Origin of the sequence: Holdemanella biformis DSM 3989 (assembly GCF_000156655.1) — a bacterium.
In the GTDB taxonomy this organism is placed as follows: domain Bacteria; phylum Bacillota_I; class Bacilli_A; order Erysipelotrichales; family Erysipelotrichaceae; genus Holdemanella; species Holdemanella biformis.
Genome location: NZ_DS996841.1, coordinates 494,191 through 510,586 on the forward strand (window position 1 = coordinate 494,191; position 16,396 = coordinate 510,586).

General features: G+C 33.0%; 22 protein-coding genes. All 22 read left to right on the plus strand.

Features of this window, described 5'->3' with window-relative positions; genetic code table 11:
* On the plus strand, window positions 1–592 hold a 592-nt coding region (locus tag EUBIFOR_RS03925), incomplete at its 5' end, for a type II toxin-antitoxin system death-on-curing family toxin (protein ID WP_003864641.1).
* 69 nt (window positions 593–661) lie between these two features.
* Window positions 662–1,480, plus strand: a complete 819-nt coding sequence (locus EUBIFOR_RS03930; protein ID WP_003864642.1) for a ParA family protein — start codon at window positions 662–664, stop codon at window positions 1,478–1,480.
* 10 nt (window positions 1,481–1,490) lie between these two features.
* Window positions 1,491–1,796, plus strand: a complete 306-nt coding sequence (locus tag EUBIFOR_RS03935) for a single-stranded DNA-binding protein (protein WP_003864643.1) — start codon at window positions 1,491–1,493, stop codon at window positions 1,794–1,796.
* On the plus strand, window positions 1,789–1,998 hold the full coding sequence (locus EUBIFOR_RS03940; RefSeq protein ID WP_003864644.1) for a Lar family restriction alleviation protein: 210 nt from the start codon (window positions 1,789–1,791) through the stop codon (window positions 1,996–1,998). The genes EUBIFOR_RS03935 and EUBIFOR_RS03940 overlap by 8 nt, the downstream gene beginning before the upstream one ends.
* Before the next feature lie 4 nt (window positions 1,999–2,002).
* The gene (locus EUBIFOR_RS03945) at window positions 2,003–2,992 is read left to right on the plus strand and encodes a ParB/RepB/Spo0J family partition protein (protein WP_003864645.1); all 990 of its coding nucleotides are present in this window, start codon (window positions 2,003–2,005) and stop codon (window positions 2,990–2,992) included.
* 263 nt (window positions 2,993–3,255) lie between these two features.
* The gene (locus tag EUBIFOR_RS03950; RefSeq protein WP_003864646.1) at window positions 3,256–4,011 is read left to right on the plus strand and encodes a hypothetical protein; all 756 of its coding nucleotides are present in this window, start codon (window positions 3,256–3,258) and stop codon (window positions 4,009–4,011) included.
* A gap of 90 nt (window positions 4,012–4,101) precedes the next feature.
* Window positions 4,102–7,131: a SpaA isopeptide-forming pilin-related protein gene (locus EUBIFOR_RS03955; protein ID WP_003864647.1), complete on the plus strand. Its 3,030-nt coding sequence runs from the start codon at window positions 4,102–4,104 to the stop codon at window positions 7,129–7,131.
* Window positions 7,132–7,136: 5 nt separating this feature from the next.
* Window positions 7,137–7,880: a class B sortase gene (locus tag EUBIFOR_RS03960; RefSeq protein ID WP_003864648.1), complete on the plus strand. Its 744-nt coding sequence runs from the start codon at window positions 7,137–7,139 to the stop codon at window positions 7,878–7,880.
* 85 nt (window positions 7,881–7,965) lie between these two features.
* Window positions 7,966–8,397, plus strand: coding sequence for a hypothetical protein (locus EUBIFOR_RS03965; RefSeq protein WP_003864649.1), 432 nt, complete (start codon window positions 7,966–7,968; stop codon window positions 8,395–8,397).
* Window positions 8,398–8,485: 88 nt separating this feature from the next.
* Complete coding sequence (locus EUBIFOR_RS12105; protein ID WP_003864650.1) at window positions 8,486–10,165, plus strand: DUF6908 domain-containing protein; 1,680 nt, start codon at window positions 8,486–8,488, stop codon at window positions 10,163–10,165.
* A complete protein-coding gene (locus EUBIFOR_RS03975) occupies window positions 10,162–11,103 on the plus strand; it encodes a DUF3991 and TOPRIM domain-containing protein (protein WP_003864651.1) in 942 nt (313 codons plus the stop codon). The genes EUBIFOR_RS12105 and EUBIFOR_RS03975 overlap by 4 nt, the downstream gene beginning before the upstream one ends.
* 218 nt (window positions 11,104–11,321) lie before the next feature.
* Window positions 11,322–11,444, plus strand: a complete 123-nt coding sequence (locus EUBIFOR_RS13375; protein ID WP_261795742.1) for a hypothetical protein — start codon at window positions 11,322–11,324, stop codon at window positions 11,442–11,444.
* Window positions 11,441–11,686 (plus strand): hypothetical protein, encoded by a 246-nt coding sequence (locus EUBIFOR_RS03980; protein WP_003864653.1) that lies wholly within the window; start codon window positions 11,441–11,443, stop codon window positions 11,684–11,686. The genes EUBIFOR_RS13375 and EUBIFOR_RS03980 overlap by 4 nt, the downstream gene beginning before the upstream one ends.
* A 14-nt stretch (window positions 11,687–11,700) precedes the next feature.
* Window positions 11,701–11,841, plus strand: coding sequence for a hypothetical protein (locus tag EUBIFOR_RS12670; protein ID WP_003864654.1), 141 nt, complete (start codon window positions 11,701–11,703; stop codon window positions 11,839–11,841).
* Between the two features lie 71 nt (window positions 11,842–11,912).
* Window positions 11,913–12,461: a hypothetical protein gene (locus EUBIFOR_RS03985; protein ID WP_003864655.1), complete on the plus strand. Its 549-nt coding sequence runs from the start codon at window positions 11,913–11,915 to the stop codon at window positions 12,459–12,461.
* On the plus strand, window positions 12,445–12,774 hold the full coding sequence (locus EUBIFOR_RS03990) for a hypothetical protein (RefSeq protein ID WP_003864656.1): 330 nt from the start codon (window positions 12,445–12,447) through the stop codon (window positions 12,772–12,774). The genes EUBIFOR_RS03985 and EUBIFOR_RS03990 overlap by 17 nt, the downstream gene beginning before the upstream one ends.
* 84 nt (window positions 12,775–12,858) lie before the next feature.
* Window positions 12,859–13,557: a DUF5688 family protein gene (locus EUBIFOR_RS03995; protein WP_003864657.1), complete on the plus strand. Its 699-nt coding sequence runs from the start codon at window positions 12,859–12,861 to the stop codon at window positions 13,555–13,557.
* Between the two features lie 17 nt (window positions 13,558–13,574).
* Window positions 13,575–13,784, plus strand: coding sequence for a hypothetical protein (locus EUBIFOR_RS04000; protein WP_003864658.1), 210 nt, complete (start codon window positions 13,575–13,577; stop codon window positions 13,782–13,784).
* Between the two features lie 122 nt (window positions 13,785–13,906).
* Window positions 13,907–14,050: a hypothetical protein gene (locus EUBIFOR_RS12675; protein ID WP_003864659.1), complete on the plus strand. Its 144-nt coding sequence runs from the start codon at window positions 13,907–13,909 to the stop codon at window positions 14,048–14,050.
* Complete coding sequence (locus EUBIFOR_RS12110; RefSeq protein WP_003864660.1) at window positions 14,001–14,366, plus strand: plasmid mobilization protein; 366 nt, start codon at window positions 14,001–14,003, stop codon at window positions 14,364–14,366. Before EUBIFOR_RS12675 ends, EUBIFOR_RS12110 begins: the two co-directional genes overlap by 50 nt.
* Window positions 14,339–15,679, plus strand: a complete 1,341-nt coding sequence (locus EUBIFOR_RS04010; protein WP_003864661.1) for a relaxase/mobilization nuclease domain-containing protein — start codon at window positions 14,339–14,341, stop codon at window positions 15,677–15,679. The genes EUBIFOR_RS12110 and EUBIFOR_RS04010 overlap by 28 nt, the downstream gene beginning before the upstream one ends.
* Window positions 15,676–16,395, plus strand: a complete 720-nt coding sequence (locus EUBIFOR_RS04015) for a PcfB family protein (protein WP_003864662.1) — start codon at window positions 15,676–15,678, stop codon at window positions 16,393–16,395. Before EUBIFOR_RS04010 ends, EUBIFOR_RS04015 begins: the two co-directional genes overlap by 4 nt.
* Window position 16,396: the final 1 nt, after the last annotated feature.

The following is a 16,396-nucleotide window of genomic DNA, read 5'->3' on the forward strand; positions in this document are numbered from 1 at the left end:
CGCAATAAATGAGAAAAGAATTGAAGTATTAAACAAAACTGTATCCATTCAATCTAGGATGCTTGCTTCTACTTTAGGTATTGAAGAAAAAGAAGTATTGAATGTCATTGAAGCCTATTCAAATGCACTATCATTACTTGATGATTATGATCATGGGTGTATTTCTAAACCAAAAGGTAAAGACTCTATTTACCAATTAACCTATGAAGAGTGCAGAACTCTTATTGATTCTATGAAATATGGTGGATTTTCTGATGTATTTGGTGTTGAAAAAGAACCAGGCAAATTGAATGGAATTATTGCAGCTGTATATCAAAATGTATTTGGACAAGAAATCTATCCAAGCATTGAAGAAAAGGCAGCTAATCTACTGTACTTTCTAGTCAAAGATCATCCTTTTGTAGATGGATGCAAACGAATTGGCGCTTCTATTTTTCTTGAATTTTTGAATAAGAATCAACATTTAATCATTGACGGAAAACAAATCATTTCAGATAGCGCCTTAGTTGCTATTACATTAATGATCGCCGAATCTAGACCAGAGGAAAAAGAAACAATGGTCAAGCTAGTTATGAATTTCTTAAAAGCCTAATCTATGTCCTTATTCCCTGCTCCTTTTACATAGCCAACAAATGATTGGTTGTGGGAAAGGAGTTTTTTTATGCGTAAATGTAAAGTGATCGCAGTCACAAACCAAAAAGGTGGGGTTGGTAAAACAACGACTACTGAGAATGTGGCCATTGGATTAGTACGACAGGGATTTGATGTATTGATTGTTGATTTTGATCCCCAGGGTGATCTGACAAGTTGCTTAGGTTGGAAAAACAATGATGCTTTAGAACATTCTGTATCTTCTATGCTGGACGATTATATAAATGACAATGACATTGATTATGATTCTTTGATTTTGCATCACGAAGAAGATGTAGATCTGATTCCGGCAAACATTGAATTGGCCGATTTTGAAATGCGTTTAGTCAGTGTCATTAACCGGGAACAGACATTAAGTAATTGTATTGAACCATTAAGAGATAAATACGATTACATCTTTATTGATTGTCCACCTTCTCTTGGTATGCTTACCGTCAATGCGTTGTCTGCTGCAGATGAAGTACTAATACCAGTACAAACTCAGTATTTACCAGCTAAAGGAATGACGAAATTGTTACAGACGGTCAATAAAGTGCAGCGTAAGATTAATAGTAATTTGAAGATTACTGGAATTGTAATGACACTTGCGGATCTAAATACAAACATTACCAAAAGTACGATTGATACGATACGAGAAAGCTTTGGAAAGAACATTCGTGTATTTGATACGATCATTCCAAAAGCTACAAAAGCAAGTGAAGCATCTATTTCCGGTAAAAGTATCTATGCGTATGCCAAAGATTCAAAAGTAGCTGTCGCCTATGATAATCTGACAAAAGAATTGGTAAAAAATCCAAAAATAAGACAAAAAGATGAAATAAGTCTTTAGGAGAAGTAGAATGAAAAACAATCATGTGGAATTATTTGGAACTTTGACAAGAGATATTGAAGTATCCAAGAATGGAAAAGGAAATACTTTTGTGAAGTTCTCTTTAGCTTGTTTACGAGATGGAAAGAAACCATGGTCAGATTATATTAACTGTATTGCCTTTGGTGATATGGCAAATGATATCTGTAAACATGGTGATAAAGATACAGGATTTTGTATTGTAGGCAATCTTCGTACAAGCTCTTATGAAAAAGATGGTAAAAAACAGTATTCAACCAATGTCGTTGTTGAGTCTTTTGAATTGTTAAATGACTAGAATTAAACGATGTCCCTATTGTCATGGTGCAGCACATTTGTTGATTGATTGGGACAGTAAAAAAATCAATGGATATTATGGTCAATATGTTACATGTACTTTGTGTTCTGCAAGGACACAAACCAAACAAAATGCAGATCAAGCCATTGATGAATGGAATCATCAAACAATGAAAAATACAATACAACTCACTCTATTTTAAGGAGGTGGCACATTTGCCAAAACTAGATTTAGGATTGCCTAGCTATGACTCTTTGTTTTCTACAGAAGAAGAAAGACAAGAAGCCAATAGTGAAAAAGTAATGACAATCCCTATAGATAAGATTACAGATTTTAAAGGACATCCCTTCCATGTCACGATGGATGAGGATATGGCAAAGCTTATTGATTCGATTAAGGAAAACGATATGCTGATGCCTGCATTAGTTCGTCCAAAAAAAGATGGATCGTATGAAATGATTTCTGGTCACAGGCGTAAATTTGCCTTGTCACAGCTAGGAAGAAAAGAAATGAATGTAATTATCCGAGATTTGGATGATGACCAGGCAACGATATTAATGGTCGATTCCAATATTCAACGTGAAAACATTTATCCTAGTGAACGTGGTTACGCCTACAAAATGCGACTTGAAGCTATGAAACATCAAGGAAAACGAGTAGATATTAATATCGATGATGTACCTGTTGAATATTCAAAATCAACTTCTACTCAAGTTGAGCAGAAGTCAAAAAATAAATATTCAGTAGAATTATTAGGTGAACAATTAGGATTAGACAGAAATCAAATACGTCGTTTTATCCGCTTAACCTATCTGATTGAACCATTACAAGAAATGGTGGATGGACGCCATGAAAATGAAATCAAGATTGCATTTAATCCAGCTGTTGAACTTTCGTATTTAACAGAATCTGAACAGTATGATCTAGCCAATGCAATTGTTGAAAATCAACGAACACCATCTTTAGCGCAATGTCAGGAATTCAAAAGATTGAGTCATGATGGTGAATTAACATCCGAATTCATTGAAGACACTTTATCGGAGGAAAAACCAAACCAAAGAGAAAAATTATCTTTTCAAATGAAGGAAATCGATAAATATTTTCCCAAGGACTTCACACCAGGCAAGAAGAAGGATTTGATGATTCACTTGCTGGAAAACTGGGCAAAGAAAAGATCACGAGAACAAGAACGGTAGTTGAACATGCAACTGCTTTTTTTCTACTTGTGATTGTTTCCAAACTGTTGGAGGGGCAGTTTGTCTTTGCGTCAGGGCGTGTGACTGTAGCCTCCCCTAAAACCCCTCCTACCTACCGAAACAATCTTTATTACCTACCGAAAAAGAAAAAATGTTGTTATTAAGTAAGTAGTAGAAATATTTGTATCTAGGTAATGATTTAGAAAAGCATGTATTTTTAAGATAGAGATATTTATCAAGACATACAATTGGAGGTAAAAACAATGAAAAGAAAGTTAATTGCATTATGTGTTTCAAGTGTACTTGTTGGAAGTGGAATCATCTTTAACATGAATCAAGATGTATCTGTACCTACTGTAGAAAAGTTTACGGAAGATACTTCGGCAAATGTTAGTAAACATAAGAATGTTGGCAAGAACGAAGAATCCAGTGAAGTAACTCAACCCAAAAAATCAGAATCTGAGAAATTGGAAAACAAAGGCAAATCTACTGAAAAAAATGAATCTCAAAAATCTTCAAGTAAGCAAACATCTACAAGTAAAAGTGAGACTACAGCCAGTGTTTCTTCGGAAAGCAAAAAACAAAATTCCAAAAAAGAAGGTTCTAGTAAGAGTTCTTCCGGTTCAGATAAAGAATATTCAACTTCAAACAGTTCCAATACATCAGATAAATCGAACAATGATGTTGTAAGTCAGCCTGTTGAAAAGCCTAATGAATCCAAACAAGAACCTGCGGTAGAATCTACACCTACTCCAGAACCGACAAGACCAAGTTATGCTTGTCCAGGTGGAGTCAATCCAGATGTGAGTTGTGATGTGATTTTAGATGCAAACTTTTACTATGCAACCTACGGATCACAAGCTGAAGCAGATGCTGCAGGTATGTATTACTTGGATGAAGTGATGTACATCGGTGATATTGAAATCACAAATTACTCTGTGCAGCCTGTTTATCGCAATGATCATAGTATTGCCTATTATGGTTTGAACCTTTGGAGTAATGGAACTTTGATTCAGTAAAGGATGTGATAAATGACAATTGACTAAATACTTTGGCGAGATCTTCTCGTCTTTTTTGTTGCAACAATTTAAATGAAAGGAAAATGAGATATGAAAAACATATTGAAGAAAGCAAGTAAGTTTTTCTTAACGACACTTGTGATATTGAATTCAATGACAAATACGCTTTCTGTACATGCTCAAGAAACGGATCCTAATGAGGATTACAGTGAGGCAACGGAAACAGTCACGGAACTTGGTACAGTTGAAGATGTGTTTCCTGAAGTTTATGAAGATATGCATACAAATCCTTATGCAAGATCAACACCTGGTTTTGCTAGTGAAAGACTGGCAAGAATCAATGGTGTTGGTGTCTATGGATATGATTATGTTCGTAAATTAACAGTAGATGGCAATGTTGTTTACTGTATTGAACCAAGTGCTTTATTTGATATCAATCATGATTATCCAGTGAACAATACAAAATGGGATGATTTATCAGAAAGTCAAAGACAGGCTATTTGGGAAATCAACTATTATGGTTATTCTTATCCAGGACATGAAACAGATAACTACTATGTAGCTACACAGTTATTGATCTGGCAGATCGTAGATAAATGGTATGATCCTTATTTACCAGATGGTGTTACTCCATTAGATGTCTCTGGTGAAATTAATACCATCAATTCTTTAAGAAGTCTGCCACAAGGAAGACCTTCTTTCAACAATCAGACAATCAAGATGGGTTTAAATACACCTATTACTTTAACTGATACAAAAGGAACCTTGGCTAATTACTCTATTACGAATGCCAATGGTATCAATGCTTCTGTAAACGGCAATAATTTAACTGTTTCCATTACGTCTGAAAATTACGACAAAACAATTACTTTTAGTCGCACTAAAACTGCAAGAGATGTTCATATCATCTATGGTGCTGGCTCAGATCAAAAAGTTATCTATATGGCCACTCGTAGTGATCCAACACCAAATTTCAAATTAAATTTTGATTTGATGTATGCCGATATTGAAGTGGAAAAACAAGACGCAGAAACAGGCAACAAAACACAAGGGGATGCCACATTTAATGGAGCAACCTTTGCCATTAAAGATACAAGTGGCAATACACTTGAAACCATTACAACAAATGGATCAAAAGTAAAATCTAAAAAGTATCCTGTTGGAACAACTTTAAATGTATGTGAAGTTGCTTCTCCCGAAGGCTATCTTACAAACAACAATTGTAATTCTGTAACTTTGGATTATTCAGGTGATAATACACCTTCAACGTTTAATACAACCATTAAGGATCAGGTTATCAAAGGACGTATTGAAATTGCGAAAACTGTTGATAAAGATAAATATGGTTTATTCCAATCGAATGTTCAAAAACCAGGCAAAGGATTCAAGTTTGATATTATCCTAAAATCAAGTGGCAAAGTTGTATCCACATTAACAACAGATGAAGATGGTCGAGCAATCAGTAATTATCTTCCATATGGAACTTATATCGTTAAAGAACACGAAACAAAAGGTTATGATACTTTAGATCCATTTGAAGCAAAAATTGACAAAGATCAAAAGACATATTTCTACAATATCTATAACGATACAATCAAAGCTGAATTAACAATCTATAAAACAGACAGCGAAACAGGTAAACGTATTCCTGCTGCTGGTGTTGAATTCAAAATCAAAGATGCAGATGGAAACTATGTAACTCAGACTGTGACATATCCTAAAAAATATACAACAGATGTATTTAAAACCGATGAGGATGGTTCTGTTCACTTACCTGCTCCTTTAAAATATGGAGAATATAAATTGGTTGAAATCAAAGCACCACATGGCTATGTGTTAAAAGATACAGAAATTCCAATCAATGTAGATGGTTCTAGTACAGAAATTTTTATGAACTTTGACAACAAGACCCAAAAAGGACAGGTCTATGTTGAAAAGAGCGGTGAAATGCTATCTGGTGCCAAAGAATTCAAAACAGATTATGGAACACTTTATACACCAGTCTATAAAGAAAAATATCTATCTGGTGTTACGTATGAAATCACAGCACGTGAAGATATCGTTACACCTGAAGGAACTGTGTGGTTTCATAAAGGGGATGTTGTAGATACATTTACAACAGGTGATGGAATTACAACTTCTTCCTTACTCCAGTTAGGTAAATACTCTATTAAAGAAACTGCAACGCAAACAGGATTTGTATTAGATGAAAATAGCTATGATTTTGATATTGAATATGCAGGTCAAATGATTGATGTTGTTGAAATCAAACAGGCTTATGTCAACGAAAGACAAAAACTAGATTTACAGATTACTAAAACATTTGAAGATGAAGACAAAGATGCTTACAAAGATGTTGTCTTTGGCGTCTATTCTAAAAACGATATTACAGTCGATGATAAAGTCATTATTCCTGCGGATGGATTAGTTGGTACTTTAACTATTGATAAAGATGGTAAAAATGTTGAACAGTTGGATCTTCCTACTGGGGATTACTATGTGAAGGAACTCGAAACAAATGTAGGTTTCAAATTAGATGAAGAAGAACATGATTTTACATTCAACTATGATGAAGATACGGCAAAATCAGCAGTCATTGTTCCTATGGAATTACACAATGAAAAACGTCGTATTGAATTAGATGTCAACAAAGTGGACAAAGATCATCATGATCATTTCTTAAATGGTGCAATTTTTGAAGTTTATGATAAAACAGCAAAATCTTATGTCACTACCCTTGCATCTGGTCAGTTAATGATTGTCGGTGATGATACAAATGAAGAATATGAAATCTCTAAGGATGAAGATTTTAAAAAGATTATTAAGACAGTTAAAACCGATGAAAACAAACAGATTGTTTTAGATATTGATGATGGTACTTATTATTCTAGAAAAGTTGGAGATAACAGAGTAACAAAACATGTTGTAAAAGATGGAAAAGCAGTATTAGCGGATGCTATTTATGGGCATGAATATGAGTTCAAAGAAATTAAAGCACCTACTTCTTATCAGTTAGCTGATAAGTCTAAAGCTTATAAAGTAGAGGCAGATGAGGAAACCGATACAATTATTTATTATTTTGAAAATGCACGTATCGTCGTTCCAAATACAGGGGTATAGATAGTATGAAATATAAGAAAATAAAAATAGCAGCACTTGCGATAGTAACTGCAAGTCTTCTAGGTGGTATTCTATATAGTGAGTTTGGTACAAAGAAATCTTATGATTATTCGGATTACTATGTAGAATCTAAGGCAAATAAAACAACAAAAGAGAATAAAGATAATGAGGAAGCTTCTGAAAAGGAGCTTTCTTTATCTCTTCTTAAACAAGCCAATAATGATATTGTTGGAATACTAGAATCTGATAATAGAGTTATTTATGAACCTATTGTACAGGCTCCGGATAATGATTACTATGTTCGTAAAAACATCAACAAAGAATATGCAAATGCCGGAATACCATTTGTATCGGCAGATGGAAATATTGATTCAAAAAATGTTGTGATTTATGGTCATTCCAGTAAATGGAATAGTATCATCTTTACACCATTAATGAGCTATATTAATCAAAGCTACTACAAAGAGCATCCAACATTCAAGTTCATTACAGAAAATGAAACAAGAACTTATCAGATATTTGAAGTAATGAATGTAGATCTAAACAATTTAAATGATTCTTTAGAATTTACACAATCCAGTTGGGATTCAGATACTTCATTCAATGCCTTTATCTCTGATTCTATCAATCGAGGGCTTTATAAAACAGGTATTTCAGTCAATACGGATGATAAGCTGATGACTTTAGTGACTTGTGATACAAGAAATGATAACAAGAGAATTGTCATACTAGCAAAAAGAACAGACTAATTCAAAAAATCCATAAATTCATGAAATGTTAATAATTGTATGATATCGTTGAATTAGATAGATTACGAAACGAGGAGGCATAAAAATGTACGAACCTTACACAAGACAATCATTACCCTCAAAAGAATATCGTGAATTGTTGGGTAGTGCTCTGTGTGTCTTTAGTTCAAATAATGGATTTATTATAGAAAATATTATTCATACAAGCAATGCATATGATTGGTATAATCTTATTGATTTGGAATCTGGAAAACTTAAAAAATCTATAGCAGATACAATTTCTAGAAATACAGGAAATAAGGATATTGAAATATTATTTTCTGAAATAGTTGAGATGAGAAATAGAATAATTCATGGATTTAGAATTACATCAAAACAAGGAGAGCAAATACTTGCGACAAAAACTCGAAAAAAAGATGGAAATATTCAATTTGAAATAACCAAAGAATATTTGTTGGATTTTATAAAGAAAAATGAAGAGCTCAGTGATATGCTTTATAAATATCGTGGATATTAATGAATAAATTCATGTTGAGATACCATATGAAAGCATTACTTCGGTAGTGCTTTTCTTTTACCCTATTTTAGAAAGGATGGTGATGTGATTGACTAATTTTAAATCTTCGAATGAAAAAACTAAACAAGCTTTTGAAATGATTGAACAAGGTGTAAAAGATGTATATTCTTCTGATTCTTTTAAACAATATTTATCTTGCTTAAGTAAGTTTCATAATTATTCATTGAATAACACTTTACTGATATTAGCTCAAAAACCGAATGCAAGTTTGGTTGCTGGATATCGTTCATGGCAGATAAACTTTAATCGACATGTGGATAAAGGTGAAAAAGGATTGATGATCCTTGCTCCTGTTACGTACAAAGAGGATCGATTAATGAATAAAGTGGATGAAAATGGAAATGTTGAATTGGATGAATCAGGTTCACCCATCCAAGAACAACGACAAGTAAATATTACTCGATTTAAGACAACTACTGTATTTGATATATCGCAAACTTCAGGTGAACCTATCCCTTCTTTGATTCATAATTTAACAGGATCCAGTCATGAATCTCAAGCAATCATTCAATCTGTACAATCCATTTGTACAATTCCAATTGAATTTAAGATTGAAACGGAAGATTTAAATCTTATGACAGGTGCTAAAGGATATTACTCACCTTCAAAAGATAAAATTGTGATCAATAAAGATTTAGAAGATCTACAAATCGCTAAAACATTGATCCACGAGTATGCTCACAGCCTGCTTCATAAACAAACCAATAAAGATCAAAACCAGCGAGAAATTGAAGCCGAATCGCTGGCTTTTGTGTTATGTGATCATTTTGGATTAGATACTTCAGAATATTCCTTTGGCTATATCGCAAGTTACGCCAACAAAGATTTTGACGAATTGAATTCAATCTTAAACAATATTCAAAGTACAGCTCATGAAATGATTGAACAACTAGAACCTGTATTTAAGGAGAAACTGCATATGATAGAAATCAAAAATAAATATATAACGCCATTAGAAATGGAACAGATGAATCACGATATTGTGATTCAAGTTTCTTCTCTAATGAAACAGTATAAAGACGCACTAGATGATCCAAATGTATCCACTTCGGATATTCATGAAATGGTAGATCAACAAATCTATGATGTTATCAATAGTAAGCCTGAATTTTCTGATCAGGCTTTTTTGTTCGGAAACAATCATGACTATTACCAAGCCCTTCGAACTGTATGTTTTGAAGCATTTACGAATCAAAATTTTGATACAAGTAAGAACTGGTTTATTGAAAATTCTATTGAACATAGAAACTATGAATTATTTGAACAAATTGCTCAACCATTACTGACCCATGATGCTTACTACATGAAATATACAACACCTGGATTTATGGATCTGAACGTGGAAATCATTGATGATGATCGTTTTGCGATGGCTCATAACTATGAATTGAATGGTGATTTAATGGCTGATCCTGATATTGAATTTACAGTGGATAAAGAAAACAGACTGCTCTATCCACAGTCTTATCAACAGGATAATCTTCAATTCTACCAACGAGTGGATGGTGATCCATTTCGTGCTAATGAATTAAATCGTTTTATGAATCAGTGGATTCACAATATCCAGGAACAAAAATACAAAGTAGAAACAATTTATACAGATGAACTTGAATTATCCACAAAAGAAAATCCATCTGGTGTTCGAAAGTTTTGCAAAGAAAATGGAATCGCAAAGATGGCACCAAAAAGTAAGGAGTTGGAAAGATGAGTAAACGATTTATACGAAAAGATGTTCTAGAAAAAGTAAGAACCCTATCTGCCTTTGATTATTTAAGAAACTATGCACCAGACCTGTTAGTAAAAAACGGGAGAACAGATTATTATCATCGAGATCATGATTCCTTGCATTTTTCCAATGGAAAATGGTATTGGTGGTCACAAGGTAAAGGTGGAACATCTGCACTTGATTATTTGATAATTGTAGAAGGTTATGAATTTAAAGATGCTTGCAACTACTTATCCGAATTAATGAATGTAAGTGAACCAGTAACAACTTATTATCATCCAAAACCAATAAAGCCATTTGAATTACCAGTCAAAGATAAGAACAATGATCTAGTGATTCGTTATCTGTGCGAAATACGAAAAATCGATAAAGATATTGTCGATGACTTCATATCCAAAGGAATGATTTATCAATCCGCTAACTTCAAGAATGCCGTGTTTGTTGGATATGATAAAGATAAACCAGCCTATGCATTTAAACGAAGCATCTTTAAGAATTTTAAATTAGATCATGCCGGAAGTAATAAAGCGTTTAGTTTCAATTACACAAATAAAAATAGTAATGAACTGCATGTATTTGAAGCAGCTATTGATTTATTGTCCTACATGACACTTTTAAAAATGGATGAAATAGATTATACAGAATTTAATTATCTATCTCTTGCTGGTGCCAGTGATAAGATTGCGAGTAAATCTGAAGCCGATATTCCTATTGCACTAAAAGCGTATTTAGAAAGAAATCCAAATATCAAAACAATTATCTTTCATCTGGATAATGATGAAGTTGGTATTGGCGCAACATCTAAAATTATTTCCATTTTGAATTCAAAATATCCATGTATTGATGAACATCCAACTTCTTATAAAGATGTAAATGAAGAATTAATTCATAAAAATTCGTTACTATCGACATTTTTTTGATTTTCTGTTGGTTACAAATTATTTTAACTTCTGAATTCTTACAGGAAGCTCTGCAAAAGGATGAAATCAAATAAATGTTTATAGATAACAATGTTGCGTCTAAAGAAGCAATCAAAGATTTCCTAGAAGATGTGCAAAAGCAACCTGGAAAACATTAAATTCTATATTAGAAATTGCATTGCAAACACTTTATAATCTTTCACGAGGTGATAAAACAATTGAAAGATTTTGAAGGCATTGTTTTATTAAAACAAGATGGAACTGGATGGGAAGATACACTTTATTTATATGCTGCAGATATCCCATCTTTGAACATTAAACAATGCGGTGCCTTATTATGAGCAAATACTATGTGCAATCGATTTTAAATTTACAAGCTCCTTTAGACCGGATGATTCCTGTTTATCCAATTGATTATCGAACAGAGCAGAATTTCAAAGGAACAGAAATAGAAAAACAAAAGCTAGACAACTTACTTCTTCTAGTAGCAAAAGCGATAGGAATCAAACTGTTTTTGAATCGTGAAATACCAGAAGTATTAGTGCTTCCTTGGGAAACACTAGAATCAGAATTTGATTGTTAGAATTGGAGTCATAGATGAAACAAAAAAATCTTAAACAATTATCAGAAAAAGAATTTCTTGAACGATTAGAAAAATCAAGAAAGCAATCTAAAGATGGAAAAGGGAAAGATGCAGATATTGCAATAAAAGAAATTCGAAAGAAATACAGTTTGTAATTATGATCAAGGGAAAGTTGATGCTTTCTCTTTTTTGTTATTCAAATTTAAGAAAGTGAAGGTGATGTAATTTGAATAAGCAATTTGATTTATTTCAGAAAATGAAGATCAAAGAAGTCTGTGAAAATATTAGTCGTATGACCTATGCCTATATTAATCCGGACACAAAACAACCTACTGTTGTTCCATCAAAACATTATAAGGATATTCTAGATCAGCCTGTAGAAGTTTTAGTTAATGATCAGGTAAAGAAGCAGTTCTTAAATATCATGTTTAAACAAATGAAAGCTTTAAAGGATGAAGAACCCATTCTGTTCAATGAAACATTGTTGTTGATGGATTTAAACAAAACACCAGATAATTTAGAGCTGAATGAAGAAGCTGCATTAAAGATTACAGCTACAGAACTTGTAGAAAATGAAAAAGCACAGAAGAAGAAATTCCATCTTATTGATAATGAATATTTGAATGCCTATGAATCCACAAAGAATGATTCAGAATTGATGGCTCAACTTTTTGGTGAACAACAAAATGAACGTATTTATTCCATTGAATTAGATGAAATGGATATGGAAAAACCAAAGGCAAAAGGAGGAAAAAGCAATGACTTACAACACTAGAATTTACAATTATGCCAATCTTCACTTGGAAGATAAACAAATCATTCAGGCTCAGTTGCTGATGCTTGAATCTGTAGAAGATACCATTACAAATTACACATATGCAAAAGAAACTTCCACAAATACTTTAGAAACAATTTCCTTTGAAGAAGGAGTCAATGCATTAGAAGAAGCAAAACGAAATATGTATAACGATATTGTTGAATACATGATATTTGCGATTGATAGTTATGAAGATGAAGTAAATGAAATAGATACCAGTGATCCCTTCTATGGATTGTATGAAGAAATGGAGAACTTAGAAAATGAATAATATAGAAACTATGGAATTCAGTACAGCTAATCTAGAAAGATTGGCTTTTTATTTTAAGAATTTAAAGATGGAGGTTAGTGGAAAATGGTACACAACGACAAAGTTTTAGATGATGTTAATGCTCTGCTTGATTACAATGCTGTGAAAGATTATTTGTTTATGACAGTTATCAATGCTGAAGAAAATAAAAATGATTTAACCACTATGCCTCACACCATTATTGGAGATCTTGCGATTGTTTATAAGGTCATGATCAAAACTACGGATGAACGTTTTTGTGCAGCCAAGGTTACAAATCAACTGATGGATGCCTATGGAATCGATGTAAATAAACTTCATAATGATGCACTTATCTCATCTCCAAACATGATGAAGCCTGAAATTCTTCCACTAGAAACCATGTTGATGGGAATTCCAAAAGATATAGCCTTAGAAGAAAAAGAACATCAACTTGTTGTTTTGACAAATGAACACAAGACAGATGGTGCAGCCACAATGTTCTATGCAGGGGTTTTAAATGATTTGGCTGAAAAATTAGAACATAACTTATATATTATTCCATCATCAACAGATGAGTGTATTGCATTATGTGATTCGCCATCTTTAAATATTGATCATGTCAAAGAAATGCTTCTTTCAGTTAACAAATCAGAGATGGTCGATCCTGATAAAAAGCTATCTGATCATTTGTATCATTACGATAAAGACGAACACATTTTAGAAAAAGCAGATGACTATGAAAAGCGAATCAATAAACATAAATATTCGCAATTGCTTCATTAGAGATTGGGGATTTCAAAATGATAAAATACGAAGATATCATTAAAAGAATTGCCAATATCGAAAAGAAAAAAATCAAAAATGAAGAACGAATCAAAGCACTTTCGGATGAAAACAATATTCTAACTGCGAATCTAAAATTATTGAATCAAAAGAAGGAAATGCTAGAAAAAATGGATCAAGATCTTGCAGATTTGATTTCGGACAAGAAAAAGACTGTAGCCAATTAATGTCTACAGTTGTAACAAGCAACGTCTTTTGGGGACAAAAGACAAGTATTTAGGGAATATCCCTAAGACCCTGAGCTATCACAATTTGTTGATAGCTCTTTTAAAATTGGAGGTACATGAAAATGTTTAATAGTATAACACTATGTTTTATCAGTTTCCTTGGTGGTGGAATGATTGGAATGGGTACAGTTTTATTTGTTCAGGGTGCTTTCTACAATGAAAACAAAATCGAAGAAAAAAGAAATCAAAGTCAGATTAACGAATAATGACTTGGATCATCTTAACAATCTGGTTAAAGAATCAAATCTGTCACGAGAATCTTACCTTCGAATGTGTATAAACGGTTTGTTACCTAGACCTGCGCCTACTAAAGAATTCATCGAAGTAATCGAAATTTTAAGAGAGATTGCTGAAAACATGAATCAAATCGCGATATCTGTTTATACACAAAATGCAATGGATAAATCCTTTTACATGGAAAACTATGAAAAGCTGCAAGATCAAATCAATGAGATTATGATTTTGATTCGACAACCAATCAATATGGAGGAAGTATGGCAATTACCAAAATATGGGCAGTAAAAGATGATTTAAATCGTGTCCTAAACTATATTAAAAATCCAGATAAAACAAAAGAAGATATGAGTGATGGTTTAAAAGAAGTTTTAACTTACACTACCCAAGGCTATAAAACAAACGAAAAAGAGTTTATTACCGGAATCAATTGTGAACCTCGTACGGCCTTAAAACAGATGATGAATACAAAGCTTTCTTACAACAAGATGGATGGTCGCCTTGCCTTTCATGCGGTGCAATCTTTTAAGCCAGGTGAAGTGACACCAGAACAATGCCATGCATTAGGTGTTCAGCTTGCTAAACAAATGTGGGGCAATCGATTTGAAGTGGTTGTTTCTACTCATTTGGATAAAGACCATCTACACAATCATTTCGTGGTAAACTCCGTTTCCTGGGTAGATGGTAAAAAGTATGACAATAAGAAAGCTGATATCGATCACTTCCGTGAATTAAATGATGCAATCTGTAAAGAGCATGGTTTAACTGTCATCACAAAACCGGAAGGCAAAGCGATGAATTATGGAGAATGGAAAGCAGAAAAGAATGATTCTATCTATTTACGGAAATTGATTCGCTATGACGTGGATTCTGTTTTATTGTATGCAAGAACACCTGAACAGTTTCAATCTAGTCTTGAAGAAATTGGATATGTTGTAAATTTGAATGGTAAACATTGGACTTTAAAACATCCACAATCTAAAAGAACATTTCGCTTTTATAAACTGACTCGTGATAATCGCTATGATGAAGAACATTTGATGGAACGGATTAACAGTAACTTCTTGTTTCCCATGCAGTCATCTGTTAAAGATGTTATACCTTGTAAAGAATATCAAGGCAATCATAGAAAATTAAAAGGAATCAAAGCGATGTATATTCGATATTGTTTTGAATTAGGTATCTTAAAACCAAAAGGCATACCACAAAAATATCCAAGTCCATCACTTAGAAAGGATTTGATTTATATGGACAAAATCACAAACGAAAATACATTCATTGGCAAACATAATCTTGAAACAGTGGAAGATGTGCTTGCTTTTAAATTGGAATTAAACAATCAAATAGAAAACTGGATGAATCAAAGAAAATCCATTTACAGCAAAATCAAAAGATGTCGTAATCATGATTTGAAACAACAATTAGAACAAGATCGAGATACACTCACTTCTAAAATTGCACATGGGAAAAAGGAAATTCGAATATGCGAAGATATAGAAAAGAGAGTACCCGATATTGAAGAAAAACTAAAAATGATAAATGCACTAGAAACACAGCGTATGCAAACACAAAAAGAATACGAAAGGAGCTTGAATTTATGAACAGTGCCGATACTGCAGATCAAATGATGAAGATGACATTAGAAGGTATTCAAGTAGCTGCTGAAATTGGATTAAAAGCTGGTGGTACAGCTGCCAAATCTTTAGCTGTCACTTTGTATGCAATCATTAGTGACAACAAGAAAATCAAAGGAAAAACAAATCTAGATAACCTATTAAAATCCAATAAGGAATTAAAAGTATTCGCGATTCACCATTCTGACTTAAAAAAGTTTTGTGAAGAAGCAAAACATTATGGTGTCCTCTATTCTGTATTAAAAGAAAAGAACAATACAGATGGGATCGTAGATATCATGGTCAAAGCAGAAGATGCTTCTAAGATATCTAGAATGGTAGATAAATTTGACTTAGCTACCATTGATACTAAAGCAATTCGTGAATCGGTTTTATCCCAACAAAAGATCAAAGATGCAAAGCCTTTAAGTGATGAAGAACATGATGCATTGTTATCAAAACTGATGGATGAAAAATCAAACCCCAACAAGGCTCGGACAAGCAAGGACGGTACTCCGTTCGAGCCATCTTCAAAAACATTGAAGAAAGAAAACAAGAAGAAAACCGTCGAAAGAAAAAAATCAACAGCTACTACGGATAGACCATCTGTTCGTCAGGAGCTAAAAGATATTAAGCAAGAACAGTTAAAATCTTCTGCACCAAAATATCCGGTAAGAAAGAAATCCAAAAAGAAAGTGAGATGAC

Bases quoted from the DNA above. Each gene is read 5' to 3' on its own strand.
- EUBIFOR_RS03935 (WP_003864643.1), top strand. From the start codon at position 1,491: ATGAAAAACAATCATGTGGAATTATTTGGAACTTTGACAAGAGATATT.
- EUBIFOR_RS03990 (WP_003864656.1), top strand. From the start codon at position 12,445: ATGACTTACAACACTAGAATTTACAATTATGCCAATCTTCACTTGGAA.
- EUBIFOR_RS12675 (WP_003864659.1), top strand. From the start codon at position 13,907: ATGTTTAATAGTATAACACTATGTTTTATCAGTTTCCTTGGTGGTGGA.
- EUBIFOR_RS03940 (WP_003864644.1), top strand. From the start codon at position 1,789: ATGACTAGAATTAAACGATGTCCCTATTGTCATGGTGCAGCACATTTG.
- EUBIFOR_RS03980 (WP_003864653.1), top strand. From the start codon at position 11,441: ATGAGCAAATACTATGTGCAATCGATTTTAAATTTACAAGCTCCTTTA.
- EUBIFOR_RS03930 (WP_003864642.1), top strand. From the start codon at position 662: ATGCGTAAATGTAAAGTGATCGCAGTCACAAACCAAAAAGGTGGGGTT.
- EUBIFOR_RS03995 (WP_003864657.1), top strand. From the start codon at position 12,859: ATGGTACACAACGACAAAGTTTTAGATGATGTTAATGCTCTGCTTGAT.
- EUBIFOR_RS04010 (WP_003864661.1), top strand. From the start codon at position 14,339: ATGGCAATTACCAAAATATGGGCAGTAAAAGATGATTTAAATCGTGTC.
- EUBIFOR_RS12670 (WP_003864654.1), top strand. From the start codon at position 11,701: ATGAAACAAAAAAATCTTAAACAATTATCAGAAAAAGAATTTCTTGAA.
- EUBIFOR_RS12110 (WP_003864660.1), top strand. From the start codon at position 14,001: ATGAAAACAAAATCGAAGAAAAAAGAAATCAAAGTCAGATTAACGAAT.
- EUBIFOR_RS03965 (WP_003864649.1), top strand. From the start codon at position 7,966: ATGTACGAACCTTACACAAGACAATCATTACCCTCAAAAGAATATCGT.
- EUBIFOR_RS03950 (WP_003864646.1), top strand. From the start codon at position 3,256: ATGAAAAGAAAGTTAATTGCATTATGTGTTTCAAGTGTACTTGTTGGA.
- EUBIFOR_RS04015 (WP_003864662.1), top strand. From the start codon at position 15,676: ATGAACAGTGCCGATACTGCAGATCAAATGATGAAGATGACATTAGAA.
- EUBIFOR_RS04000 (WP_003864658.1), top strand. From the start codon at position 13,575: ATGATAAAATACGAAGATATCATTAAAAGAATTGCCAATATCGAAAAG.
- EUBIFOR_RS03955 (WP_003864647.1), top strand. From the start codon at position 4,102: ATGAAAAACATATTGAAGAAAGCAAGTAAGTTTTTCTTAACGACACTT.
- EUBIFOR_RS03960 (WP_003864648.1), top strand. From the start codon at position 7,137: ATGAAATATAAGAAAATAAAAATAGCAGCACTTGCGATAGTAACTGCA.
- EUBIFOR_RS03975 (WP_003864651.1), top strand. From the start codon at position 10,162: ATGAGTAAACGATTTATACGAAAAGATGTTCTAGAAAAAGTAAGAACC.